This is a genomic window from Citrobacter sp. CK180 (assembly GCF_030333655.1).
Lineage (GTDB): Bacteria > Pseudomonadota > Gammaproteobacteria > Enterobacterales > Enterobacteriaceae > Citrobacter_B > Citrobacter_B koseri.
Genome location: NZ_JAOWFM010000043.1, coordinates 94,672 through 119,664, shown reverse-complemented (window position 1 = coordinate 119,664; position 24,993 = coordinate 94,672). Strand labels below are relative to the sequence as shown.

The window sequence follows — 24,993 nt, the reverse complement described above, 5'->3', positions numbered from 1 at the left end:
TTCGCCGCAAATTTCAGCAAACGATCGTGGGTGGCGAAAAATATCGTTGACTCGTTGCGTCAGGTAAGTAGAATGCAACGCATCGAACGGCGGCGCAGGTTGCCAGACGATAACAAAATCAAGTGATTAACAAAGTTACTTGATGATGCGGGAATAGCTCAGTTGGTAGAGCACGACCTTGCCAAGGTCGGGGTCGCGAGTTCGAGTCTCGTTTCCCGCTCCAGTTTAAAGACATCGGCAATAGCGGGTGTCTGGCTGAAAAGCCTGAAGAATATGGCGCGTTAGCAAAGCGGTTATGTAGCGGATTGCAAATCCGTCTAGTCCGGTTCGACTCCGGAACGCGCCTCCACTTTCTTCCCGAGCCCGGATGGTGGAATCGGTAGACACAAGGGATTTAAAATCCCTCGGCGTTCGCGCTGTGTGGGTTCAAGTCCCACTCCGGGTACCATGGGAAAGACAAGAATAATCAAAGCAATAAGCAGTGTCGTAAAACCACCTCCGGGTGGTTTTTTTGTGTCTGTTATCTGTTCGCTGATGATCTTGTCTGCCATTCCTTCCCCAATAAGTATCCCTTACTTCGCCAGCCATGTAAGATAATTGCGGGCGAGAGTATTTCACTGAGGAAAAGCGTTATGAAAACAGGACCGTTAAACGAAAGCGAGCTGGAATGGCTGGACGATGTACTGACAAAGTACAATACCGATCACGCGATTCTGGATGTGTCAGAGTTGGATGGTTTACTGACGGCTGTACTCAGTTCGCCGTATGAGATTGAGCCAGAGCAATGGCTGGTCGCGGTATGGGGTGGGGCGCAATATGTTCCGCGCTGGTCCTCTGAAAAGGAGATGACGCGTTTTATGGAACTGGCGTTTCAGCATATGGCGGATACGGCAGACAGGCTTAATGAGTTCCCGGAACAGTTTGAACCGCTGTTCGGTCTGCGTGAAGTCGAAGGTCATGAGCTGACCATCGTGGAAGAGTGGTGCTTTGGCTATATGCGCGGGGTCGCGCTCTCTGACTGGTCCACCTTACCGGATACGCTACAACCCGCGCTGAAAGCCATTGCGCTGCACGGTACGGAAGAGAACTTCGCCGTGGTTGAAAAAATGTCACCAGAAGCGTTTGATGAGAGCGTTAACGCGATTCGTCTGGCCGCCCTGGATTTACACGCGTACTGGATGGCGCACCCGCAGGAAACGCCGGTGCAGGTGCCGGTAAGAGCGGAAGTAAAGGTGGGGCGCAACGATCCTTGTCCCTGCGGCAGCGGTAAAAAATATAAACAGTGCTGTCTGCACTAAACACAAAAAAGGGGCTTAACGCCCCTTTTGTTTTATCCCACTTCAGGCAGCAGCCCGGCGGCGATACAAAACTGTACGCCGATCACCACTATCCCACAGGTAAAGACGAGGGCTAATGCCGGAACGCCGCCCGCTACGCGATACGTTGCCTGCGGATTATGCTTCCTGCTTTGCCACGCGAGCAGGGAAGGGATCAGCAACGCCAGCACCGCCAGCGCGACGCCAGCGTATCCCAGCGCCATCACAAAGCCGCGCGGGTAAAAGAGTGCGAACGCCAGTGGCGGCAGGAAGGTAATCGCGCCGGTTTGCAGACGCCCGGCGACGGTGTTGCGTCGCTGGAACAGATCTGCCAGATAATCAAACAATCCCAGCGCCACACCCAAAAACGATGTCGCCAGCGCCAGGTCGGCAAACAGATGTACCGCCAGTTCAACGTGCGGCGAGGCAACCACCTCACGCAAGGCCTGCAACAGGCCATTTAACCCGGCATGATCGGCCAGCAAGCCCATAAAGGTAGAAGAGTTGATACTGCCGAGCGTGGCAAGTTGCCAGAAAATGTATGCCACCAGCGGGATTGCGCTACCGGTGATAAATACCCATCGCAGTTTGCGAATATTACCGTTCATATAGCTGACGATGCTGGGTACGCTGCCGTGAAAACCGAACGACGTAAAAATGACCGGAATTGCTGATAACGCCAGACCCTGTTGCAGCGGCAGCGTAAGCAGATTCACTTTATGAATATGCGGCATCAGCAGCGCCAGCATGGCGATTAGGAAGATAATTTTGGCGCTGAAGAGAAAGCGGTTGAACAGATCGACCAGCGAGGTTCCGACGCACACGACGCCACCGGCAACCACGGTGAACAGCAAAACGCCCATCGCCGGAGACATATCGGCGCCCGTCCAGTCGCTGATGCTTGAGGCCAGCAGTTCGCCGGCCCCGCTGATATAGGCCGCTGTGAGCGCATACATCAGAAACATCATGCTAAAGCCGGTGATCCATTGCCCATAACGTCCGAGGTAGCGTTTTGCCAACGTTCCTAACCCGGTATCTGCCGGAACGTGCTGATATACTTCCAGGAGCAACAGCGCGGTGTAGCACATCAATGCCCATAACCCAATCAATAACGCCAGTGTGACGCTGAAACCAACGCCAGCGGCGGCCAACGGCATCGCCAGCATACCGGCGCCGATAGTGGTGCCCGCCACGATAAAAACACTACCCAGAGTTCTATTTTTCACGCTTTCCTCTGTCCCAGAGATAATCAACGGTTATATCTGCGGCGCAGGGTAAGGCATAACATTATTTTCGTCAAATGACCGTTACAACATGTGTATACCATTGTTTACGAAAATTGGCATGAAGGCATGCGCCACCACGATTGCATCGGCTGTGCATGTAAACCTGCGTTAGCGCAAAGCGGTATTCACCGGCTCCCGGTAGGCTACAGGCTTTATTGAGGAGGATGTATGGATTCTATTCACGGCCACGAAGTGCTGAATATGATGATTGAGTCAGGCGAGCAGTATTCGAATGCCAGCCTGGAAGCGGCGATTACGGCGCGTTTTGGTGAACAGGCGCGTTTTCATACCTGTTCGGCTGCTGATATGACGGCGGCGGAGCTGGTGGCGTTTCTGGCGGCGAAGGGGAAGTTTATTGCGAAGGATGACGGCTTCTCTACGCACGAAAGCAAGATCTGCCGTCATTGAGCGTAAACGGTGAGGGGGACTCACCGTTTAATTTTAGTTTTGGGTATCAAGCGTAGACAGTTCTTTATCGATGAAGTACAGACCTTCACCGCTTTTCCCTGCCAGCGTTAATTTATCAATAATAGATTTAAATAACTTCTCTTCTTCATGCTGTTCAGCGACATACCATTGCAGGAAGTTGAATGTCGGATAATCCTGGTTGGTCATCGCGGCATGCGCCAGTTCATTAATTTTCTGCGTAATTAATTGTTCGTGTTCGTAGGTGGCGCGGAACAGTTCATCCAGTGAAGCATATTCGGCAGCAGGCGAAGAGATCGTATTGATGCACGGTAAGCTACCGGTATCGGTCAGATAATCGAACAGGCGCTGCATATGCGTCATCTCTTCCTGCGCGTGACGACGCAGGAACGCTGCCGCCCCTTCAAAGCTATGGTAGCTGCACCATGCGCTCATCTGTTGGTAGAGCAGAGAAGAATATAATTCAAGGTTCATTTGCTCATTCAGTTTGTCGATCATTTCTGTTTTCAGCATGGTTCCGCTCCACAAAGAATCATTATACGTTGATGTGGCGTCACTATAATTTGTTATTTAATTATTTGCAAAAGGTAAAATAATAAATTTAATTATTAAAAATGCGAATGGGAATAAAACGCATTAACGCTATTAAATATAAAAATATACAATGAGAATAATTAAAGCCAGCAGCGTCATGCTGGCTAAAGATATTAATACCCGCCAGCGGATATTGGCTGGATGGCTACGCCCTGACACTGATAAGACAGCGTGATTCTGGTGTTCATGCACAGCGAACCGGCATAAACGCTACAGGTTGACACTGGCTGACCGAATGCGATGGCGTTGGCGTATCCCATCTGCTGACATTCGCGTGTCGCCGTACCGTGCGCAACATAGTCATCCGCGCGCGCCGTTTGCATCATCGCCTGGTTATAACTGAGGCGGACAATCCCGCTTGTCGGGTTGGTTTCACTGACCTGCGCTTGCTTGGTGAGGGTACATCCCGTCAGGGCTATGAGTGAGAGGCCAAGGATAAAGGTTTTCATAATATCGCTCTGAGAATCCGGTGACAGCACATCCTATCTTGAACAGTAGACATTCAATGGCCTGAATAGCTTAAGAATTGCCCATGATTAATCCCAACGACACCGGCTCTTTGTGCGATACGGGAAAAGTGTGAGCACATCTTAATTTTTTAAAACCATTTTTCACTAAATTTGAAAGTATGTTTGCGAGATAGTAATGTGACGTATACGTCAACGACTCACGGCGGGATTTCCCGCGACGCATTCAGGAGAAGACAGAATGAAAATTGCACTGATGATGGAAAACAGCCAGGCAGGTAAAAATGCCATCATTCATCGCGAGCTTAAAGCGGTAGCGGATGAAAAGGGATTCCCTGTTTTCAACGTCGGGATGAGCGATGAAAACGACCATCATCTGACTTATATCCACCTTGGTATTATGGCCAGCATTCTGCTTAACGCCAAAGCGGTGGATTTTGTTGTGACGGGTTGCGGCACCGGGCAGGGCGCGCTGATGTCGCTGAATATTCATCCGGGCGTGGTGTGCGGCTACTGCATCGACCCGGCGGATGCGTTCCTGTTTGCGCAGATTAACAACGGTAATGCGCTTTCTCTGCCATTCGCAAAAGGCTTTGGCTGGGGTGCGGAGTTGAATGTGCGTTTCATCTTTGAAAAAGCATTCACCGGCCGTAACGGGGAAGGGTATCCACCAGAACGTAAAGAACCGCAGGTACGTAACGCGGGCATTCTGAACCAGGTGAAAGCGGCGGTGGTGAAAGAAAACTATCTGGATACGCTGCGCGCCATCGATCCTGAACTGGTGAAAACGGCGGTCTCCGGCCCACGTTTCCAGCAGTGTTTCTTTGACAATTGCCAGGATAAAGAGATCGAAGCGTTCGTTCGCGACATTCTCGGTTAATGTGTCATGCCAGCCGGATAACGCGGCGTTTATCCGGCTGGCCGCGTTTGCTTTGCTACCGTTTCTTCTCCTGAATGGGTACTATGGCGGCCTTTCTATAAGGAGCTTACTATGTCCCAACCACTGAACGCCGATCAGGAACTGGTCTCTGACGTTGTTGCCTGCCAGTTAGTTATCAAACAGATACTGGATGTTATTGACGTTATTGCCCCGGTTGAAGTTCGGGAGAAGATGTCCAGCCAGTTGAAAAACATCGATTTTACCAGCCACCCTGCCGCTGCGGACCCGGTTACTATGCGGGCCATTCAAAAGGCGATTGCGTTGATTGAGCTGAAATTCACGCCGCAGGACGAAGCGCACTAAAGTAAAGCGACTGCGTAACAGCCTCCCGGTACGGGAGGCGTAACGTCGTGGCAATATAGCGGTTAGTGGTGTTGATAGTTGACGACGTTGAGTAAGTGTTTGTCCGTTTGCACCATACACAATCCCGCGCGTTTTGCGCTGCGAACTTCATCGAGAATCGTCTGTAACAGAACGCCGTCCTGCTGCTGATCTTTTTCCAGGTCGTGGAGAAAGTTGAGCGTTGGCGCGTCATTCATTGCTTTGGCTTCGTCGGTTAAGCGTGAGAGCGTACTGGCGCGTTGCTGATACTCATCCAGCGTTTTTTGAAATAACTCTTCAAGACAGGTTAACTCTTCGCCGGGAACATCAATGGCTCTCACGATGGGGTTGGCGCCTGCGTTCTTCATAAAATTGAACATGCGCATCATCTGGGTCACATTTCCCTGCGCCTGGGTACGAAGAAAAGTCGCCGTGCCGGTCAGACTGTGGTCAAAACACCAGTCGCTCAGGTGGAGGTAGAGGTTAGATGCGTAAAACTCAAGGTTCATTTGGGTGTTGAGCTTATGAACCATTCCAGCTGTCGCCATATCAATATCCTTATTTCCAGAAAGGGTGATGCGCGTTACTCATGTATGCGCAATGAATACTGTTAGCAGAATAAATCCGTTCTGCCGGTCCTTTATGTGATCAAAAAGCTGATTCCGTTGCCGATCGAAAATAAGCATAGCGCCAGTACGGCTATAAGAAAATCCTTAAATCCCAATGTTTATATTTTTTTACAGTTTGCTGAAGGTATATCGCTGACGGAGAATGTAAGAATATAACGGATGTTGATATACATGATTGATTTTACGTGATTTTAAATTGATATTTATTTTTGAAATGATGTTTCATATCACAAAAGAAAATACACCGGCGTGTTAGGATCGAATAATTAGCGGGCGAAACAGTTCTGGCCGAAATTATCGACAACGTTTTTTGCGCCAGATCATTTTTGCCCATTATTTTAAATATAACCGAATGAACAATTCGTCATTTCGGTGTGATTAACACGAGTAAAGCGAGGAGTCGTAAATGAAAAAGGTCGCTGTCCTGCTGGCGCCAGGATTCGAAGAAGCAGAAGCCGTGGTCACTATTGATATTCTGCGTCGCCTGAATATTGATGTTGAAACGCTGGCCTGCGCGGAATCTCGCGCGGTAGTGAGTTATCACGATATTCCAATGGTTGCGGACAACACCCTCGCCGGGCGTCTGGACACGTTGTATGATGCCATCGTCTTGCCCGGCGGCCCGCAGGGGAGCGCTAATCTGGCCGCCAGCGCGCAGGTGATCGACTTCGTTTCCCGCCATGACGCTGCGGGTAAATTGATCTGTCCGGTCTGCTCCGCCGCAGCGCGGGTGCTGGGGGGCAATGGTCTGCTGAAAGGGCGCCGTTACGTCTGCTCTGGCGATCTATGGGAAAATGTGACTGACGGTGAATATGTTGATGCGCCGGTCGTGGAAGATGGCAATCTCTTGAGCGGCAAAGGGTTAGGGCATATTTTTGATTTTGCGCTGACGCTGGCTGCTCGTCTGTCAGGGGATGACGCTTCTGTTCGCGATCATGCCGATCATATTTACTATGCCTGGTAAAGCATATTTCCCCGGATGCGCCTGCATTCGGGGACAAGGATTTGCTGGCTGATGTTATGGACTAATCTGCTACCCCTTTTTTATTTGTCTGACAAAACCTTCTTTTTTTATGTCATTTTCCGCTGAATTTATGTACGCAATTACTGTAATTCTGCGGTGTGATGCCGCTCTCCTATGGAGAATCAATTTCCCGCTACAACTAACACCAGCACGGGTATCAATCCTTGGCTTTTAAGGTAATACCTTGTTTTACGGCTAAATTACAAAGAATCGTTCGATTTTACCCTACATAAAAGAACGCTAAAGCTGGAGTTAACCATGCACAAATTTACTAAAGCGCTGGCAGCCATCGGTCTGGCTGCCGTTATGTCACAATCCGCTATCGCTGAAACCATGAAGCTCGGTTTTCTGGTGAAACAACCGGAGGAACCCTGGTTCCAGACAGAATGGAAATTTGCCGATAAAGCCGGGAAAGATCTGGGTTTTGAGGTCATTAAAATTGCGGTGCCGGACGGTGAGAAAACCCTGAACGCCATCGACAGCCTGGCGGCGAGTGGGGCAAAAGGCTTCGTTATTTGTACCCCGGACCCGAAACTGGGTTCAGCAATCGTTGCAAAAGCGCGTGGGTATGACATGAAGGTGATCGCCGTGGACGATCAGTTCGTCAACGCGAAAGGTAAGCCAATGGACACCGTACCGCTGGTGATGATGGCGGCCACGAAAATTGGCGAGCGCCAGGGGCAGGAGCTGTATAAGGAGATGCAAAACCGCGGCTGGGATGTGAAGGAAACGGCGGTGATGGCGATTACCGCTAATGAACTGGATACCGCGCGTCGCCGCACATCCGGCTCGATGGACGCGCTGAAAGCTGCGGGCTTCCCGGAAAAACAGATCTATCAGGTTCCAACGAAATCCAATGATATTCCCGGCGCATTCGATGCCGCTAACTCTATGCTGGTTCAACACCCTGAAGTGAAACACTGGCTGATTGTCGGCATGAATGACAACACCGTGCTGGGCGGCGTGCGCGCCACCGAAGGTCAGGGCTTTAAGGCGGCGGACGTTATCGGCATCGGCATTAACGGTGTGGATGCGATCAGCGAACTGTCAAAAGCGCAGGCGACAGGATTCTACGGCTCGTTGCTGCCCAGCCCGGACGTACACGGCTATAAATCCAGTGAAATGCTCTACAACTGGGTAACCAAAGATGCGGAACCGCCAAAATTCACTGAAGTGACCGACGTGGTGCTGATCACCCGTGACAACTTCAAAGAAGAACTGGCGAAAAAAGGTTTAGGCGGCAAGTAACACAAATGCCGGATGGCGACGCGAAAACGGCTTATCCGGCCTGCGAATTGCGTATTCAGTAGGCCGGATAAGGCAACGCCGTCATCCGGCAAAATCCTGACTCACGGAGACGTTATGCAACAGCCCACCCCATATCTCTCATTTCGCGGCATCGGGAAAACGTTCCCTGGCGTTAAGGCGCTGACGGATATCAGTTTTGACTGTTATGCCGGTCAGGTGCATGCGCTGATGGGCGAAAATGGCGCCGGGAAGTCCACACTCTTAAAAATTCTCAGCGGCAACTATGCGCCAACCACGGGATCGCTGGCGATCCGTGGGCAAGAGATGACCTTTGCCGACACCACGGCTGCACTGAATGCCGGTGTCGCCATTATTTACCAGGAACTGCACCTCGTGCCGGAAATGACCGTTGCGGAGAATATCTATCTCGGCCAGCTCCCGCATAAAGGGGGGATTGTTAACCGGACGCTGCTCAACTACGAAGCCGGCCTTCAGTTACAACATCTGGGGATGGATATCTCCCCGGATACCCCGCTGAAATACCTCTCGATTGGCCAGTGGCAAATGGTGGAGATTGCGAAAGCGTTAGCGCGTAACGCCAAAATTATCGCTTTCGATGAACCGACCAGCTCGCTCTCCGCCAGGGAGATCGAGAACCTGTTCCGGGTAATTCGCGAACTGCGCAAAGAAGGGCGCGTCATTCTGTATGTGTCGCACCGTATGGAAGAGATCTTTGCACTGAGCGATGCCATTACCGTGTTTAAAGATGGCCGCTACGTTAAAACGTTTACCGATATGCAGCAGGTTAACCATGACGCGCTGGTTCAGGCGATGGTTGGGCGCGATCTCGGCGATATCTACGGCTGGCAGCCTCGCGCCTGTGGCGCAGAGCGGCTGCGGCTGCAAGAGGTGAAAGCGCCGGGCGTTCGCGCGCCTGTCAGCTTATCCGTACGCAGCGGCGAAATTGTCGGCCTGTTTGGTCTGGTTGGCGCCGGGCGCAGTGAATTAATGAAAGGGCTGTTCGGCGGAACGCGCATCACCGGAGGGCAGGTGTTCATTGATGAGCAGCCCATTGATATCCGCAAACCGGCGCACGCGATTGCGGCAGGCATGATGCTGTGCCCGGAAGATCGCAAAGCGGAGGGGATCATTCCTGTGCATTCGGTTCGCGACAATATCAACATCAGCGCCCGGCGTAAGCATGTGCTGGGCGGGTGCCTGATCAATAACGGTTGGGAAGAGAGCAATGCCGAACACCATATTCGCTCCCTCAATATAAAAACGCCAGGTGCTGAGCAACTCATTATGAATCTCTCCGGGGGGAATCAACAGAAGGCGATTCTGGGACGCTGGTTATCGGAAGAGATGAAGGTCATTTTGCTTGATGAGCCGACGCGCGGTATTGATGTCGGCGCAAAACACGAGATCTACAACGTTATTTACGCTCTGGCGGCGCGCGGTGTGGCCGTGCTGTTTGCCTCCAGCGATCTGCCGGAAGTTCTTGGTGTTGCCGACCGTATTGTGGTGATGCGTGAAGGTGAGATCGCCGGTGAATTACTTCACGAACAGGCGGATGAACGGCAGGCCCTGAGCCTTGCTATGCCTAAAGTCAGCCAGGCTGTCGCCTGAGTAAAGGAGAGTAAGATGTCTTCTGTAACTACATCCGGTTCTGGCGCACCTAAGTCGCCGTTTAGCTTCGGGCGTATCTGGGATCAATACGGCATGCTGGTGGTGTTCGCCGTCCTGTTCCTGGCGTGTGCGATCTTTGTGCCTAACTTTGCCACGTTCATCAACATGAAGGGGCTGGGGCTGGCGATTTCGATGTCGGGTATGGTGGCGTGCGGGATGCTGTTTTGTCTGGCGTCCGGCGATTTTGACCTCTCCGTCGCCTCGGTGATTGCCTGTGCCGGCGTCACCACCGCGGTGGTCATCAATATGACCGAAAGCCTGTGGATTGGCGTGGCGGCCGGGCTGCTGCTGGGCATACTCTGCGGACTGGTGAACGGTTTTGTTATCGCGCGTTTAAAGATCAACGCCCTGATTACCACGCTCGCCACGATGCAGATTGTCCGTGGTCTGGCCTATATCATCTCTGACGGTAAAGCGGTAGGGATTGAAGATGAGCGCTTCTTCACCCTCGGGTATGCCAACTGGTTTGGGCTGCCTGCGCCGATCTGGTTAACGGTAGGGTGCCTGGTTATCTTTGGTTTATTGCTGAATAAAACCACGTTTGGCCGCAATACGCTGGCGATTGGCGGGAATGAAGAAGCGGCGCGTCTGGCCGGGGTGCCGGTAGTACGCACGAAGATCATTATCTTCGTTCTCTCCGGGCTGGTGTCGGCGGCGGCGGGGATTATCCTGGCGTCGCGTATGACCAGCGGCCAGCCAATGACCTCCATTGGTTATGAACTGATTGTGATTTCAGCCTGCGTATTAGGCGGTGTCTCCCTCAAGGGAGGCATCGGAAAAATCTCATATGTGGTCGCGGGGGTGTTGATCCTGGGGACGGTGGAAAACGCCATGAACCTGCTGAACATTTCCCCCTTTGCACAGTACGTCGTGCGCGGCTTAATCCTGCTGGCAGCGGTAATCTTCGACCGTTACAAACAAAAGGCGAAGCGCACCGTTTAATGAAATAAACCGTAACTATTTAGTTTAGCTCCTCCCAATAGCCAGCCGCTACCCCGGCTGGCTATTGTCTTTCTAAATGGCGAGCAGCGTCACACTGTCTATACTTACATGGCTAATGGGGCCGATCCGCGCGCCTCAAAAACGATGATTAAGGAGGAGAACAGGGTGGCAGAACCGTTAACCGTATCCCCCGAACTGTCCGCAAACTATGCTTATTTTTTCGATCTTGATGGGACGCTGGCGGAGATTAAACCACACCCGGATCAGGTGGTGGTGCCGCACAATATTCTCCAGCTGTTACACCGCCTCTCGACGCATAACGCAGGGGCGCTGGCATTGATTTCAGGGCGCTCAATGGCTGAACTTGATGCGCTCTCAGCCCCCTTTTGCTTTCCCCTCGCCGGGGTGCATGGGGCGGAACGCCGTGACATCAATGGTAATACCCATATCGTGCGCCTTCCGCAGGCGATAGCACGCGATGTCAGCGCGCAGCTGCACGCCGCGCTGGGAAATCTTCCAGGGGCGGAACTGGAAGCGAAAGGCATGGCCTTTGCGCTGCATTACCGGCAGGCGCCGCAGCATGAGGCGACGTTGCTGGCGCTGGCGCAGCACATTACGCAGAAATGGCCACAGCTTGCGCTTCAGCCGGGTAAATGCGTGGTGGAGATTAAACCGAAAGGCGCGAACAAAGGGGAGGCCATTGCCGCGTTTATGCAAGAAGCGCCATTTGCAGGGCGTATCCCTGTCTTTGTGGGCGATGACTTGACGGATGAGGCGGGCTTTGACGTCGTCAATAATTTGGGAGGGATTTCAGTCAAAGTGGGTGCCGGGGCGACCCGGGCAACAGGACGTCTGGCAGGCGTTCCTGAGGTCTGGCGCTGGCTGGAAGAAATTAACAATCCACAACAAGAAAAAAAATTAATGAATGACAGGAGAGATGGCTATGGGTCGTTTAGTCGTAGTATCTAATCGAATTGCTCCCCCGGATAATAAAGGCGGCGCGGGTGGCCTGGCAGTTGGCGTACTGGGCGCATTGAAAGCGGCGGGCGGATTGTGGTTCGGCTGGAGTGGCGAGACGGGCAACGAGGATAAGCCGTTAAAAAAGGTCACACGAGGCAATATGACCTGGGCGTCTTTTAATCTGAGCGAGCAGGACTACGAGGAATATTATTGCCAGTTTTCGAATGCGGTCTTATGGCCTGCCTTCCATTATCGACTCGATCTGGTGCAGTTCCAGCGCCCCGCGTGGGAAGGGTATTCACGGGTGAATGCGCTGCTGGCGGATAAGCTGCTGCCCTTACTGAAAGATGACGATATTATCTGGGTTCATGACTATCATTTATTGCCGTTTGCCAGTGAATTGCGCAAGCGGGGCGTGAATAATCGCATCGGCTTTTTCTTGCATATCCCTTTCCCGACGCCGGAAATTTTCAATGCTTTGCCGCCGCATGATACGCTGCTGGAACAACTGTGTGATTTTGACTTACTGGGATTCCAGACGGAAAACGACCGCCTGGCGTTTCTGGACAGTCTGTCAAGTCAGACCAGAGTAACCACGCGCGGCAGTAAGAGCCATTCGGCATGGGGGAAATCCTTCCGCACTGAGGTCTATCCTATTGGCATTGAACCTGACGAGATCGCACAACAGGCTTCCGGGCCGTTACCGCCGAAACTGGCGCAGCTAAAAGCGGAGCTGAAAAATGTGCAAAACATTTTTTCCGTCGAGCGTCTGGATTACTCCAAAGGATTACCGGAGCGTTTCCAGGCGTATGAAGCGCTGCTGGAGAAATACCCCCAGCACCACGGGAAAATTCGCTATACGCAAATAGCGCCGACCTCGCGCGGTGAAGTGCAGGCTTATCAGGATATCCGCCACCAACTGGAGACGGAAGCAGGGCGTATCAACGGTAAATATGGACAGCTTGGCTGGACACCGCTCTACTATCTTAACCAGCACTTTGATCGCAAGCTGCTGATGAAGGTGTTCCGCTACTCGGATGTCGGGTTAGTGACCCCGCTGCGGGATGGCATGAATCTGGTCGCGAAAGAGTTTGTCGCCGCGCAGGACCCGGCAAATCCCGGCGTTCTCGTTTTGTCGCAGTTTGCCGGTGCGGCAAATGAGTTGACGTCCGCGCTCATTGTTAACCCTTATGATCGGGATGATGTGGCCGTAGCGCTCCACCGCGCGTTGACCATGCCGCTTGCCGAACGCATTTCACGCCACGCGGAAATGCTTGAGACGATTATTAAAAATGATATTAATCACTGGCAGCAACGGTTTATTCGCGACCTAAAGGATGTCGCGCCACGTAGCGCAGAAACGCTGCATCGCAATAAGGTCGCCACCTTCCCAAAGCTTGCCTGACGCCCGCTAATCACCGGCAAGCGGAACCAGCAATACATCAACTTCACTGGCGCTAACGACACTTTTCGCTGAGCAGGACGCTCGCGAAAAGAAGCTGTGATTATGATTGCCGCAAATGACCAAATCCACCTGCTGCTTACGACACACATCCAGAATATGCGCGCTTAACTCCCCGTAAGTAATGAATGTTTGTTCAATCGGGTAGTCTGCCTTCGCACTCAGTTTGTCGAGAAAATCCTGCGTCTCTTCATGCATCACCTCCCGCAAATCTTCCAGCATGGGGGCGGCGAATTGATTATACAGCTCGGGATCAGAGGCGAGGGTAATCAGGCTAATGCGGGCATTGACGGGACGAGCAATGGAGACAGCTTTCGCTAACAGCTGCTGACTTTCGGGGGTAACGGCGACGGCGACAAGAATATGCGTATAGCTCATAACTCGCTCCTTATTGCAAGAATATGAGGTTTCTTCTTCAGCTTTACTCTGTTTAGTCGAATTCTGCAATGTTTTCCTGTGACGATAGTGTGAAGGTTATCATAATAATTCATTAATTATTCTTATAAATGGAATAGTGGCATAACGCACATTGTAAACGTTATTACGCGCTTTAACTTAAATCGACCAATTATGAAAACAAAATGTTAATTACGATGTAACAAAAATTAACTTGTTATGCATCATAGATACCGTCTATTGGTTAACCCTGCTTAATATTTAAGTGGTTGTTTAGAAACGATTAAATTATTTTATGTCCCCGGCAGGAATATTCAGGAAGGGGGATATTTTCAGATGTTATTTTAACGGTGCTAAACATAACGCATGAGTGATTATTTACGCACATATTCGTGTATCTGGAATAGAAAAACTGAACGAAAGGCTAAAAAATAATCAAAATAAAAGTTCAACTGATGGATTTATGTTAAGTATTTGGATGATTTATGTGATCTGGGTCACATATTTCTCAAATTCGCAGCCCGGCTCCGTTGTATGTGTTCGTGCTGACGAGTAGAGTTGCGTCGAATTAGGAAAAATCTTAGGCATTTTGTAATAAATCATGTAAACGTGTAAAAACCTGACACCCCATTAAGGGGGGTTTTACTGTATGCATCGGTGCCTGGGCGTGGCTATGCATTTGACCTTTTTGCTTTTTTTACCGGGGATTCCCGGCGACATCACGGGGTGCGGTTACACCGCATAAAAATAAAGTTGGTTATTCTGGATGGGAACAATGCATACATCCGAGTTGCTGAAACACATTTATGACATCAATCTGTCATATTTACTCCTTGCACAGCGTCTGATCGTTCAGGACAAAGCATCCGCGATGTTCCGCCTTGGTATCAGTGAAGAGATGGCGAACACGTTGGGTACTCTGACTCTTCCACAAATGGTTAAACTGGCCGAAACGAACCAGCTGGTATGTCATTTCCGTTTTGACAACCACCAGACAGTTACCCAGCTGACCCAGGATTCTCGCGTTGACGATCTTCAGCAAATTCATACCGGTATCATGCTTTCAACACGCCTGTTACACGATGTGAATCAGGCCGATGATGCGGCGCGTAAGAAAAGGGCTTGATGATGAGTGAAAAAAGCATTGTTCAGGAAGCTCGCGATATCCAGTTAGCGATGGAATTGATCTCTTTGGGCGCCCGTTTGCAAATGCTGGAAAGCGAAACGCAGTTAAGTCGTGGTCGCCTCATCAAATTATACAAAGAGTTACGCGGCAGTCCTCCGCCAAAAGGTATGCTTCCTTTTTCAACGGACTGGTTTATGACATGGGAGCAAAACATTCATGCCTCCATGTTTTGCAACGCCTGGCAGTTCTTACTCAAAACCGGTCTGTGCAGCGGTGTGGATGCGGTCATTAAAGCGTACCGTCTGTATCTGGAACAGTGCCCGCAGGCGGAAGACGGGCCATTGTTGGCGTTAACGCGCGCATGGACGCTGGTGCGTTTCGTGGAAAGCGGGCTGCTTGAATTATCGACCTGTAATTGCTGTGGCGGGAATTTTATTACCCATGCGCATCAGCCTGCGGGGAGTTTTGCCTGTAGTTTGTGCCAGCCGCCGTCCCGCGCAGTAAAAAGACGTAAACTTTCCCAAAATGCTGCCGATATTATTCCACAACTGCTGGATGAACAGATCGAACAGGCTGTTTAACCGATACGGTGTGGACAAACACTCCAGCAGCGGTAAGTAATTACCGCTGCTTTTTTTTGCCTTGCCGACGTGTTATTCGCCCGACTGTACATCCTGTTTTAGTCAACAGCGGAAGGATGATGTCGTGCTTATCTTATTAGGTTACCTGGTAGTTCTCGGTACAGTTTTCGGTGGTTACATGATGACCGGCGGACACCTTGGAGCACTCTATCAACCGGCTGAATTCGTCATCATCGGTGGTGCGGGGATCGGGGCATTCATTGTCGGTAACAACGGCAAAGCGATCAAAGGGACGTTAAAGGCGATCCCGTTACTGTTTCGTCGTTCGAAATACACAAAAGCGATGTACATGGATTTGCTGGCGTTGCTCTATCGCCTGATGGCCAAATCGCGCCAGCAGGGGATGTTCTCGCTGGAACGTGACATTGAAAACCCGAAAGAGAGTGAAATTTTTGCCAGCTATCCGCGTATTCTGGCCGACGCGGTCATGCTTGATTTTATCGTCGATTATCTGCGCCTGATCATCAGCGGCAACATGAATACCTTTGAAATTGAGGCGCTGATGGATGAGGAAATTGAAACCCACGAAAGCGAGGCGGAAGTTCCTGCCAACAGCCTGGCGCTGATGGGCGATTCATTACCGGCATTTGGTATCGTTGCGGCGGTCATGGGGGTTGTCCATGCGCTGGCTTCCGCCGATCGTCCGGCGGCTGAACTGGGGGCGCTGATCGCCCATGCGATGGTGGGGACATTCCTCGGGATTTTATTGGCCTATGGGTTTATCTCGCCACTCGCCAGCGTGCTGCGTCAAAAGAGCGCTGAAACCACCAAAATGATGCAGTGCGTAAAAATCACACTGCTTTCTAACCTGAACGGTTATGCGCCGCCGATCGCCGTCGAATTTGGTCGTAAAACATTGTATTCCAGCGAACGTCCTTCGTTCATTGAACTGGAAGAGCACGTACGCGCAGTGAGAAACCCGAACCAGCAGCAGACGACGACCGAGGAAGCATGAAGAATCAGCCCCATCCAATTATCGTCGTAAAACGGCGGAAACATAAGGGTCACGGCGGGGCGCATGGCTCCTGGAAAATTGCTTATGCCGACTTTATGACGGCGATGATGGCTTTTTTCCTCGTCATGTGGCTGATTTCTATCTCCAGTCCTAAAGAATTGATTCAAATTGCCGAATATTTCCGTACGCCGCTGGCGACAGCGATAACGGGCGGACATCGCATCGCGAACAGTGAAAGTCCGATCCCCGGCGGCGGCGAGGACTACACCCAGCAGCAGGGTGAAGTGAACAAGCAACCCAATATTGATGAACTGAAAAAGCGTATGGAGCAGAGCCGTCTGAGCAAATTGCGCGGCGACCTGGATCAGCTGATTGAGTCCGATCCCAAACTGCGCGCATTGCGGCCGCACCTGAAGATTGACCTGGTTCAGGAAGGGCTGCGCATTCAGATTATCGACAGCCAGAATCGCCCGATGTTTAAGACGGGCAGCGCGGAGGTTGAACCTTACATGCGTGACATTCTGCGTGGTATTGCGCCGGTGTTGAACGGTATTCCTAACCGCATCAGCCTTTCCGGTCATACGGATGATTTCCCGTACGCCAGCGGCGAACGGGGATACAGCAACTGGGAATTGTCGGCCGACCGCGCCAATGCCTCGCGTCGCGAGCTGGTGGTTGGCGGTCTGGATGATGGAAAAGTATTACGGGTGGTAGGCATGGCCGCCACGATGCGTCTGAGCGATCGCGGTCCTGATGACGCCATCAACCGCCGTATAAGTCTGCTGGTGTTGAACAAGCAGGCAGAAGAGGCCATTTTGCATGAAAACGCTGAAAGCCAGAATGAGCCGGTAAGTGTCTTACAACAGCCAGCGGCACTCCCGCCGGTAAGCGTTCCCACATCGCCACCAGCCAATCCGAGGTGATAGCGTGAGCATGGATATTAGCGATTTTTATCAGACATTTTTTGATGAAGCTGACGAGCTGTTGGCTGACATGGAGCAGCACCTGCTTGATTTGGCGCCTGAAGCCCCGGACTCTGAGCAACTGAATGCCATTTTTCGTGCGGCGCACTCCATTAAAGGCGGCGCAGGTACTTTCGGCTTTACCGTTTTGCAGGAAACAACCCACTTGATGGAAAACCTGCTGGATGAAGCCCGGCGCGGTGAGATGCAGCTCAATACCGACATTATCAACCTGTTTTTGGAAACGAAAGATATTATGCAGGAACAGCTCGACGCCTATAAAAGCTCGGAAGAGCCGGATGCCGCAAGCTTCGAATATATCTGCAACGCGTTACGTCAGTTAGCGCTCGAGGCGAAAGGGGAAACCGCTCCGGCGGTGGTTAACGCTGCCAAACTGAGCGTCGTCGACGGTACGGCGATACAGGAAGAGGCAGTCGCACAGGAAAACAGCGCGGAAGAGAGCAAACTGCGCGTGGTTCTTTCGCGCCTGAAAGCCAATGAAGTCGATCTGCTTGAAGAAGAGTTGGGCAACCTGGCCACCTTAACGGATGTGGTGAAAGGCGAGGATTCGCTGTCCGCGACCCTCGACGGCACGATCGCGGAAGATGACATCATTGCGGTGCTCTGCTTTGTGATTGAAGCCGATCAGATAGCCTTTGAGACGGTCTCCTCAGCCCCGGTCGCGCAGGTCGAAGAGCCTGTTGCTGTGGCAACTACGCCGCAACCGACCGCAGTGGTTCCTGTTGCCAAAGCCGCCGCCAGCGAACCGCAGTCCGGGCGCGCTGAGCGTGAAAAGCCGGCCCGCGAGCGAGAGTCAACCAGTATTCGCGTGGCGGTTGAGAAAGTAGACCAGTTGATCAACCTGGTCGGCGAACTGGTGATTACTCAGTCAATGCTGGCCCAGCGTTCTAATGAACTGGACCCGGTTAATCATGGCGATCTCATCACCAGCATGGGTCAGTTACAACGTAACGCCCGCGATCTGCAAGAGTCGGTGATGTCGATTCGTATGATGCCGATGGAGTACGTCTTCAGCCGCTTCCCGCGTCTGGTGCGCGACCTGGCGGGTAAACTGGGCAAACAGGTCGAACTGACCCTCGTCGGCAGCTCGACGGAACTGGATAAAAGTCTGATTGAACGCATTATCGATCCATTAACCCACCTGGTGCGCAACAGCCTCGATCACGGTATCGAGATGCCGGAAACACGCCTTGAAGCCGGGAAGAATGCGATCGGTAATCTGATCCTCTCCGCTGAACACCAGGGCGGCAATATCTGCATTGAAGTGACCGATGACGGCGCGGGGCTGAACCGCGAGCGCATTCTGGCGAAAGCTGTCTCTCAGGGGATGGCGGTCAACGAAAACATGACCGATGAAGAAGTGGGCATGTTGATTTTTGCGCCGGGCTTCTCCACCGCCGAGCAGGTGACGGATGTTTCCGGTCGCGGCGTGGGCATGGATGTGGTGAAACGTAACATCCAGGAGATGGGCGGCCACGTTGAAATCCAGTCGAAGCAGGGGACGGGCACCACCATTCGCATTCTGCTGCCGCTGACGCTGGCTATTCTGGACGGGATGTCCGTCCGCGTGGCGGGCGAAGTGTTCATTCTGCCGCTGAATGCGGTAATGGAATCGCTGCAACCGCGTGAAGACGATCTGCACCCGCTGGCCGGAGGCGAGCGCGTACTGGAAGTGCGCGGCGAGTATCTGCCGCTGGTGGAACTGTGGAAAGTCTTTGATGTCGTTGGCGCCAAAACTGAAGCTACGCAGGGCATTGTGGTGATCCTGCAAAGCGGCGGTCGCCGTTACGCACTGCTGGTTGATCAGCTTATTGGACAGCACCAGGTGGTAGTGAAAAACCTGGAAAGCAACTATCGCAAGGTGCCTGGCATTTCTGCGGCGACGATTCTGGGCGACGGCAGCGTGGCGCTGATCGTTGATGTCTCCGCATTGCAGGGTTTAAACCGTGAACAACGTATGGCGATCACAGCCGCCTGATTGAGTGAGAAAGGTAATTATATGACCGGTATGAGTAATGTAACCAAACTGGCCGGCGAGCCGTCAGGTCAGGAATTCCTGGTATTTACACTGGGAGATGAAGAGTACGGTATCGACATCCTGAAAGTGCAGGAGATCCGTGGCTACGATCAGGTCACGCGCATCGCCAACACGCCTTCTTTTATTAAAGGGGTGACGAACCTGCGCGGCGTGATTGTGCCGATTGTCGATCTGCGCGTGAAGTTCTGCCAGGGCGACGTTGAGTATAACGATAACACGGTGGTCATCGTGTTGAATCTGGGACAACGCGTGGTAGGGATTGTGGTGGACGGCGTGTCTGACGTGCTGTCGCTGACGGCGGAGCAAATTCGCCCGGCGCCGGAGTTTGCCGTTACCCTGTCTACGGAATATCTGACCGGTCTGGGCGCGCTTGGCGAACGTATGTTGATCCTGGTGAACATTGAGAAACTGCTGAACAGCGATGAGATGGCGCTGCTTGATATCGCCGCTTCCCACGTTGCATAACCGTTGACTGCCCGTGCCGGATGGCGCTTTGCTTATCCGGCCTACACATGACTCATCGCCGTATGTAGGCCGGATAAGGTGTTTACACCGCCATCCGGCAAATACATTACCCCACTAACTGCTGCGGAACGCGTTCTTCCGCGTCCTCTTCCAGCAAACCTTCATTCTGCGCCAGCATCGCGGTGGCAATCCCGTTTCCTAACACGTTAATGGCGGAACGTCCCATATCAAGAAAATGGTCAATCCCCATCAGCAACAAAATGCCCGCCACCGGAATATTGAAGCTCGGAATCGTGGCGGCCAGCACCACCAGCGCAGAACGCGGCACGCCTGCAATTCCTTTTGACGCCAGCATCAGCGTCAGCATCAGCACCGTAATTTCCGCAAAAGAGAGATGAATATTATAAGCCTGCGCGATAAACATCGACGCGAAAGAGCAGTACACCATTGAGCCGACGAGGTTAAAGGAGTAACCAATAGGCAGCACAAACGACACGATGTTACGTGAGCAGCCAAACTTCGTCAGTTGTTCCAGCGTTTTCGGGTAAGCGGCTTCAGAGCTGCTGGTAGTAAAGGCGACCAGCACCGGATCTTTCAACATGCTGACTAACCGGAACACCTCTTTTTTCAGCACCATATAGCCCACGGCCAGCAGCACCAGGCAGGTCAGCAGAATCGCCACATAGTAGCCGCCGATAAACGACGCGTAGTTAAGCAGAATCCCCAGCCCCTGGGTGGCGATCACCGAGGAGATCGCGGCAAAAATGGCCAACGGCGCAACGTACATCACGTAGCCGGTCACCTTCAGCATAATATGTGAAACCACATCCAGGGCGGCGACCAGCGGCGCGTTGAATTTCTCGCCAAGCGACGCGCCGCCAATACCGAAGAACATGGAAAACACGACGATCTGCAAAATTTCGTTATTGGCCATCGCCCCGGCAATGCTGGTCGGAATGGTGTGCGACAGGAATCCTTTTAAGCTCATGCCGCCCACCGCAAGTCCGGTGTCGACCGATTCTGCCGGAATTGCCAGATTCAGACCGCTGCCCGGATGCTCAATCATCACGATAAACAGCCCCACCAGAATGGACAACACGGAAGAACTGATAAACCAGACCATCGCTTTACCGCCAACGCGGCCGATAGTGGCGGTTTCGCCCAGACGCATGATGCCCACGGTCAGCGTGCTGAAGACCAGCGGAGCAATCACCATTTTAATGAGCCGTAAGAAAATATCGGTGAGGAGCGTGATGTTATCAGACCAGGCGGCGATCGCCTCCTGTGACGCGTAAGAGTGAATCACCGCGCCTGACAGGATGCCTGCCAGCATGAAGATCACGATAAATAACGTGAGTTTGTTTGCACTTGCCACTGAAAAGCCCTCTGGCTGGATTTAACATGTTGTTGTCAGTAACGCTTTTGTTTTATTTATTGAGTCGCACTGAAATATTCATCATATAAATTGAATTAAAGCGCAGGGGGATACAACTATTTTTTATTATTTATTCATTTTGTTGTGTTCTGACGGCTGTGCTTATGTGATCAGAGTCACATAAGAATCGTTTTTGTCGGCAAAATGCAAACTGTCCAGGAAGGTGATGAATGTTAATATAATGATAATAATGATGTTTTTCTGTCAATGTCTGGTTGCCGCCCCAAAACCGCCAGCCGCGATCTGCCGATCGGCGCTTCCTGCTTCTATTTCCTTTTCGCAAATGTAAAGTTCTCTTCTCTGGTGCCGATAACGTTGATAACTCGTTTTCAGGAAGGTGCCTTATGTTTAACCGTATCCGCGTTGTCACAATGCTGATGATGGTGCTGGGGGTTTTCGCACTGCTACAGCTTGTTTCCGGTGGTCTGTTGTTTTCGTCATTACAGCAGAACCAGCAAAGTTTTGTTATTTCAAATGATTTACGCCAGCAGCAGAGCGAACTGACCTCGACATGGGATCTCATGCTGCAAACGCGTATTAACCTGAGCCGTTCTTCGGCCCGCATGATGATGGATGCCTCTAATCAGCAGAGCAGCGCGAAAAACGACCTGCTGAAAAACGCCAAAAGCACGCTGGAGCAGGCGGCAACGCATTATGCCAACTTCAAAAATATCAATCCGCTGCCGGAGATGGCGGAAGCCAGCGGCAATGTGGATGAAAAATACCAGCAATACCATGCGGCGCTGGCGGAACTGGTTCAGTTCCTCGAAAACGGCAACATGGATGCCTACTTCGCGCAGCCAACCCAGGGGATGCAGAACGCACTTGGCGAAGCGCTGGGCAAATATGCTGGCGTGAGCGAAAAACTGTACAGCAAGGCGTTTGATGAGAGCGCGCGTGACTACCATTTTGCTCAGTGGCAATTGGGTATTCTGCCCGTTGTCCTGGTGCTGATTCTGGTTGTGGTGTGGTACGGCATTCGTCATACCTTGCTGAATCCGCTGGCGCGAGTGATTGCCCATATTCGTGATATCGCCAGCGGCAACTTGACCAATACGCTGACCGTCTCCGGGCGCAATGAGATCGGCGAACTGGCGGGAACCGTTGATCATATGCAGCGTTCGCTGATAGAGACGGTGACTCAGGTACGTGAAGGGTCTGACGCCATCTATTCCGGTACCAGCGAAATCGCTACGGGCAACACCGATCTTTCCTCCCGCACCGAGCAGCAGGCGTCGGCGCTGGAAGAGACGGCTGCCAGCATGGAACAGCTCACCGCGACGGTGAAACAGAACGCCGACAACGCCCGTCAGGCGTCGCACCTGGCGCAAAGCGCCTCCGACACTGCGCAACACGGTGGGAAAGTGGTGGATGGCGTGGTCAACACCATGCATGAAATTGCCGACAGCTCGAAGAAAATCGCCGACATCATCAGCGTTATCGACGGCATTGCATTCCAGACCAATATTCTGGCGCTGAACGCTGCGGTTGAAGCCGCGCGCGCCGGTGAGCAAGGGCGCGGGTTTGCGGTGGTGGCAGGGGAAGTGCGTAACCTGGCGAGCCGCAGCGCGCAGGCGGCGAAAGAGATCAAAGCGCTCATTGAAGATTCCGTTTCGCGGGTGGATACCGGCTCCGTGCTGGTGGAAAGCGCCGGTGAAACGATGAGAGACATTGTCAACGCCGTGACCCGCGTGACGGACATCATGGGTGAAATCGCGTCGGCTTCCGATGAGCAAAGCCGCGGGATCGATCAGGTGGCGCTGGCCGTCTCTGAGATGGATCGCGTCACGCAGCAGAACGCCTCGCTGGTGCAGGAGTCGGCGGCCGCAGCGGCCGCGCTGGAAGAGCAGGCCAGCCGTTTAACGATGGCGGTATCCGCGTTTCGTCTGGCATCTCGTCCATTAACTGTAAAAACAGACCTGAATACAACCGCAGCGGCGCCGCGTACAGCGCAACCGCGCCAGCTTGCAACTGAACAAGATACTCACTGGGAAACATTTTGATCGTCTTTTAATCGTGGCCTTTGCCGCCTAATGGGAGCGTTGATGTTTAATCGTATTCGAATCTCGACCACGCTGTTTTTAATCTTGATCCTCTGCGGTGTTTTGCAGATTGGCAGTAATGGCTTGTCATTTTGGGCATTTCGCGATGGTTTTCAGAGTCTGAACCAGGTTGAGCAGAGTAATCAGCAACGCGCAGCATTGGCGCAAACACGCGCCGTTTTATTACAGGCCAGTACCGCGCTGAATAAAGCCGGAACGTTAACCGCGCTGAGCTATCCACCCGAGGATATCAAACAGCTGATGATCACCGCCCGGGAAAGCCTGGCGCAGTCCGGCGTTGTGTTTAAAGGTTTTATGGCGACAGAGGCGAGTACGGAAGAGGGGAAAGCGTTACAGGCCGCCACGGAAAAAAGTTATACGCAGTGGTATAGCGATCTGGAGCATCAGGCCACCTGGCTTGAAAGCAACCAGCTGTCGGATTTTCTGACCGCGCCGGTACAGGCATCGCAGGACGCCTTTGACGCCAACGTCACTACCTGGCAGCAGAATATCAACCATGTTCTGGAGACGGCCAGCGAACAGGGAAAAGACAATTATCACCGCTCGGCGATCATTTTTATCACGATGGTGATCGTCGCCGCGTTGTTAACCACCGGGGCGCTGTTCTGGTCACGCAAAATGATTGTTCAGCCGTTGGCGATTATCGGCAGCCATTTTGACAGCATTGCGGACGGAAACCTGGCGCGGCCGATCGCCGTGTATGGGCGCAACGAGATTTCCGCTATTTTCGCCAGCCTGAAGGCCATGCAGCAGGCGCTGCGCGAAACGGTCAGCGACGTGCGGCAGGGCAGTTTAGCGATGCATACCGGCATTTCGGAAATCGCGATGGGCAATAACGATCTGTCGTCGCGTACCGAACAGCAGGCGGCGTCGCTGGCGCAAACCGCAGCCAGTATGGAGCAGCTAACGGCAACGGTCGGGCAGAATGCCGATAACGCCCGTCAGGCCTCCGGTCTGGCGAAAAGCGCGGCGGATACCGCGAAAAAAGGCGGCGACCAGGCTTCGCGTATGGCCAGCACAATGCAGGATATTGCTGCCAGTTCGCAGAAAATTGGCGACATCATCGGCGTTATCGACAGCATTGCGTTTCAGACCAATATTCTGGCGCTGAATGCGGCGGTCGAAGCGGCGCGGGCCGGTGAGCAGGGGCGCGGTTTTGCCGTTGTCGCAGGCGAAGTGCGTAACCTGGCGAGCCGCAGCGCACAGGCCGCCAAAGAGATTAAAGGATTGATTGAAGAGTCCGTAAACCGTGTGCATCAGGGATCGCAATTAGTGGACACCGCCGCGAATACCATGACGGAGATCGTCAGTTCGGTAACCCAGGTGAACGACATTATGGGCGAAATCGCCTCGGCCTCCGATGAACAGCGCAGAGGAATTGAGCAGGTGGCGCAAGCCGTCAGCCAGATGGATCAGGTGACGCAACAAAACGCCGCGCTTGTCGAAGAAGCCGCCGCCGCCACCGATCAGTTAGCGAACCAGGCAGACCATCTCTCTGCCCGTGTCGCGGTATTTAAGCTTGAAGAGCAAGTCGTAACACAACAAGAGTCGGCGCCGCCGCAAGCGGTACCCGTTGTATCCTGAATG

At 52.6% G+C, this 24,993-nt stretch carries 24 protein-coding genes and 3 tRNA genes; 21 read left to right on the top strand and 6 right to left on the bottom strand.

Annotated features, from left to right (window positions below; translation table 11 throughout):
* The first annotated feature begins 147 nt into the window (after nt 1-147).
* From OGV50_RS08150 to OGV50_RS08135, 4 genes are all read left to right on the top strand, one after another.
* Nucleotides 148-223 (top strand) — tRNA-Gly (locus OGV50_RS08150).
* 52 nt (nt 224-275) lie between these two features.
* Nucleotides 276-349: transfer RNA gene (locus OGV50_RS08145), tRNA-Cys, on the top strand.
* Nucleotides 350-361: 12 nt separating this feature from the next.
* A tRNA-Leu gene (locus OGV50_RS08140) sits at nt 362-448 on the top strand.
* A 184-nt stretch (nt 449-632) separates the two neighbouring features.
* Entirely contained in the window at nt 633-1,298 is a 666-nt protein-coding gene (locus OGV50_RS08135) for a YecA/YgfB family protein (RefSeq protein WP_110494117.1), read from the top strand.
* A gap of 32 nt (nt 1,299-1,330) precedes the next feature.
* On the opposite strand, the gene tyrP is transcribed toward OGV50_RS08135, so the two are convergent.
* On the bottom strand, nt 1,331-2,542 hold the full coding sequence (gene tyrP / locus OGV50_RS08130) for a tyrosine transporter TyrP (RefSeq protein WP_024130240.1): 1,212 nt from the start codon (nt 2,540-2,542) through the stop codon (nt 1,331-1,333).
* A 228-nt stretch (nt 2,543-2,770) separates the two neighbouring features.
* On the opposite strand from tyrP, the gene OGV50_RS08125 reads away from it, so the two are divergent.
* The gene (locus OGV50_RS08125; RefSeq protein ID WP_012131938.1) at nt 2,771-3,010 is read left to right on the top strand and encodes a YecH family metal-binding protein; all 240 of its coding nucleotides are present in this window, start codon (nt 2,771-2,773) and stop codon (nt 3,008-3,010) included.
* A 33-nt stretch (nt 3,011-3,043) separates the two neighbouring features.
* Here the strand turns inward: OGV50_RS08125 and ftnA are convergent, their stop codons facing one another.
* Together ftnA and OGV50_RS08115 are read right to left on the bottom strand one after the other, a co-directional pair.
* A complete protein-coding gene (gene ftnA / locus OGV50_RS08120) occupies nt 3,044-3,541 on the bottom strand; it encodes a non-heme ferritin (protein ID WP_012131939.1) in 498 nt (165 codons plus the stop codon).
* Between the two features lie 194 nt (nt 3,542-3,735).
* Complete coding sequence (locus tag OGV50_RS08115) at nt 3,736-4,071, bottom strand: YecR-like family lipoprotein (RefSeq protein ID WP_047464021.1); 336 nt, start codon at nt 4,069-4,071, stop codon at nt 3,736-3,738.
* 259 nt (nt 4,072-4,330) lie between these two features.
* Here OGV50_RS08115 and OGV50_RS08110 point away from each other — a divergent pair, with 259 nt between their 5' ends.
* Both OGV50_RS08110 and yecJ read left to right on the top strand, forming a co-directional pair.
* Nucleotides 4,331-4,969, top strand: coding sequence for an RpiB/LacA/LacB family sugar-phosphate isomerase (locus OGV50_RS08110; RefSeq protein ID WP_049010098.1), 639 nt, complete (start codon nt 4,331-4,333; stop codon nt 4,967-4,969).
* A 111-nt stretch (nt 4,970-5,080) separates the two neighbouring features.
* Nucleotides 5,081-5,332 (top strand): DUF2766 family protein YecJ, encoded by a 252-nt coding sequence (yecJ, locus tag OGV50_RS08105; RefSeq protein WP_012131942.1) that lies wholly within the window; start codon nt 5,081-5,083, stop codon nt 5,330-5,332.
* A 62-nt stretch (nt 5,333-5,394) separates the two neighbouring features.
* Here yecJ and OGV50_RS08100 read toward each other — a convergent pair whose 3' ends face one another.
* Nucleotides 5,395-5,898, bottom strand: a complete 504-nt coding sequence (locus OGV50_RS08100; protein WP_012131943.1) for a non-heme ferritin-like protein — start codon at nt 5,896-5,898, stop codon at nt 5,395-5,397.
* A gap of 487 nt (nt 5,899-6,385) precedes the next feature.
* Between OGV50_RS08100 and OGV50_RS08095 the strand changes: the two genes are divergently transcribed.
* The 6 genes from OGV50_RS08095 to otsA all read left to right on the top strand — a co-directional run bounded on the left by OGV50_RS08095 (nt 6,386) and on the right by otsA (nt 13,247).
* Nucleotides 6,386-6,943, top strand: a complete 558-nt coding sequence (locus tag OGV50_RS08095; protein ID WP_047463114.1) for a DJ-1 family glyoxalase III — start codon at nt 6,386-6,388, stop codon at nt 6,941-6,943.
* 318 nt (nt 6,944-7,261) lie between these two features.
* Nucleotides 7,262-8,251 carry an arabinose ABC transporter substrate-binding protein AraF gene (gene araF, locus OGV50_RS08090; protein ID WP_112001987.1) on the top strand — a complete coding sequence of 330 codons (990 nt, stop codon included), beginning with the start codon at nt 7,262-7,264 and terminating at the stop codon, nt 8,249-8,251.
* A gap of 114 nt (nt 8,252-8,365) precedes the next feature.
* Nucleotides 8,366-9,880, top strand: coding sequence for an arabinose ABC transporter ATP-binding protein AraG (gene araG, locus OGV50_RS08085; protein ID WP_024130241.1), 1,515 nt, complete (start codon nt 8,366-8,368; stop codon nt 9,878-9,880).
* Nucleotides 9,881-9,895: 15 nt separating this feature from the next.
* Nucleotides 9,896-10,882 carry an arabinose ABC transporter permease AraH gene (araH, locus tag OGV50_RS08080; RefSeq protein ID WP_024130242.1) on the top strand — a complete coding sequence of 329 codons (987 nt, stop codon included), beginning with the start codon at nt 9,896-9,898 and terminating at the stop codon, nt 10,880-10,882.
* A gap of 165 nt (nt 10,883-11,047) precedes the next feature.
* Complete coding sequence (gene otsB, locus OGV50_RS08075; RefSeq protein WP_024130243.1) at nt 11,048-11,851, top strand: trehalose-phosphatase; 804 nt, start codon at nt 11,048-11,050, stop codon at nt 11,849-11,851.
* The gene (gene otsA, locus OGV50_RS08070) at nt 11,826-13,247 is read left to right on the top strand and encodes an alpha,alpha-trehalose-phosphate synthase (RefSeq protein WP_024130244.1); all 1,422 of its coding nucleotides are present in this window, start codon (nt 11,826-11,828) and stop codon (nt 13,245-13,247) included. Before otsB ends, otsA begins: the two co-directional genes overlap by 26 nt.
* 6 nt (nt 13,248-13,253) lie before the next feature.
* Here the strand turns inward: otsA and uspC are convergent, their stop codons facing one another.
* Nucleotides 13,254-13,682, bottom strand: coding sequence for a universal stress protein UspC (uspC, locus tag OGV50_RS08065; RefSeq protein ID WP_012131952.1), 429 nt, complete (start codon nt 13,680-13,682; stop codon nt 13,254-13,256).
* Nucleotides 13,683-14,475: 793 nt separating this feature from the next.
* Between uspC and flhD the strand changes: the two genes are divergently transcribed.
* The 6 genes from flhD to cheW all read left to right on the top strand — a co-directional run bounded on the left by flhD (nt 14,476) and on the right by cheW (nt 19,908).
* Nucleotides 14,476-14,826 (top strand): flagellar transcriptional regulator FlhD, encoded by a 351-nt coding sequence (gene flhD, locus OGV50_RS08060; protein WP_024130245.1) that lies wholly within the window; start codon nt 14,476-14,478, stop codon nt 14,824-14,826.
* 2 nt (nt 14,827-14,828) lie between these two features.
* Nucleotides 14,829-15,407 (top strand): flagellar transcriptional regulator FlhC, encoded by a 579-nt coding sequence (flhC, locus tag OGV50_RS08055; protein ID WP_024130246.1) that lies wholly within the window; start codon nt 14,829-14,831, stop codon nt 15,405-15,407.
* Between the two features lie 124 nt (nt 15,408-15,531).
* The gene (gene motA, locus OGV50_RS08050; protein ID WP_047463125.1) at nt 15,532-16,422 is read left to right on the top strand and encodes a flagellar motor stator protein MotA; all 891 of its coding nucleotides are present in this window, start codon (nt 15,532-15,534) and stop codon (nt 16,420-16,422) included.
* A complete protein-coding gene (gene motB, locus OGV50_RS08045) occupies nt 16,419-17,345 on the top strand; it encodes a flagellar motor protein MotB (protein WP_012131957.1) in 927 nt (308 codons plus the stop codon). The genes motA and motB overlap by 4 nt, the downstream gene beginning before the upstream one ends.
* Before the next feature lie 4 nt (nt 17,346-17,349).
* A complete protein-coding gene (gene cheA / locus OGV50_RS08040; RefSeq protein ID WP_047463131.1) occupies nt 17,350-19,383 on the top strand; it encodes a chemotaxis protein CheA in 2,034 nt (677 codons plus the stop codon).
* Nucleotides 19,384-19,404: 21 nt separating this feature from the next.
* On the top strand, nt 19,405-19,908 hold the full coding sequence (gene cheW, locus OGV50_RS08035) for a chemotaxis protein CheW (protein ID WP_024130249.1): 504 nt from the start codon (nt 19,405-19,407) through the stop codon (nt 19,906-19,908).
* A 106-nt stretch (nt 19,909-20,014) separates the two neighbouring features.
* On the opposite strand, the gene OGV50_RS08030 is transcribed toward cheW, so the two are convergent.
* Entirely contained in the window at nt 20,015-21,283 is a 1,269-nt protein-coding gene (locus OGV50_RS08030) for a dicarboxylate/amino acid:cation symporter (RefSeq protein WP_114847784.1), read from the bottom strand.
* Between the two features lie 404 nt (nt 21,284-21,687).
* Here OGV50_RS08030 and tar point away from each other — a divergent pair, with 404 nt between their 5' ends.
* The gene (gene tar / locus OGV50_RS08025) at nt 21,688-23,346 is read left to right on the top strand and encodes a methyl-accepting chemotaxis protein II (RefSeq protein WP_200090714.1); all 1,659 of its coding nucleotides are present in this window, start codon (nt 21,688-21,690) and stop codon (nt 23,344-23,346) included.
* 42 nt (nt 23,347-23,388) lie between these two features.
* Complete coding sequence (tap, locus tag OGV50_RS08020; RefSeq protein WP_115625625.1) at nt 23,389-24,990, top strand: methyl-accepting chemotaxis protein IV; 1,602 nt, start codon at nt 23,389-23,391, stop codon at nt 24,988-24,990.
* Nucleotides 24,991-24,993: the final 3 nt, after the last annotated feature.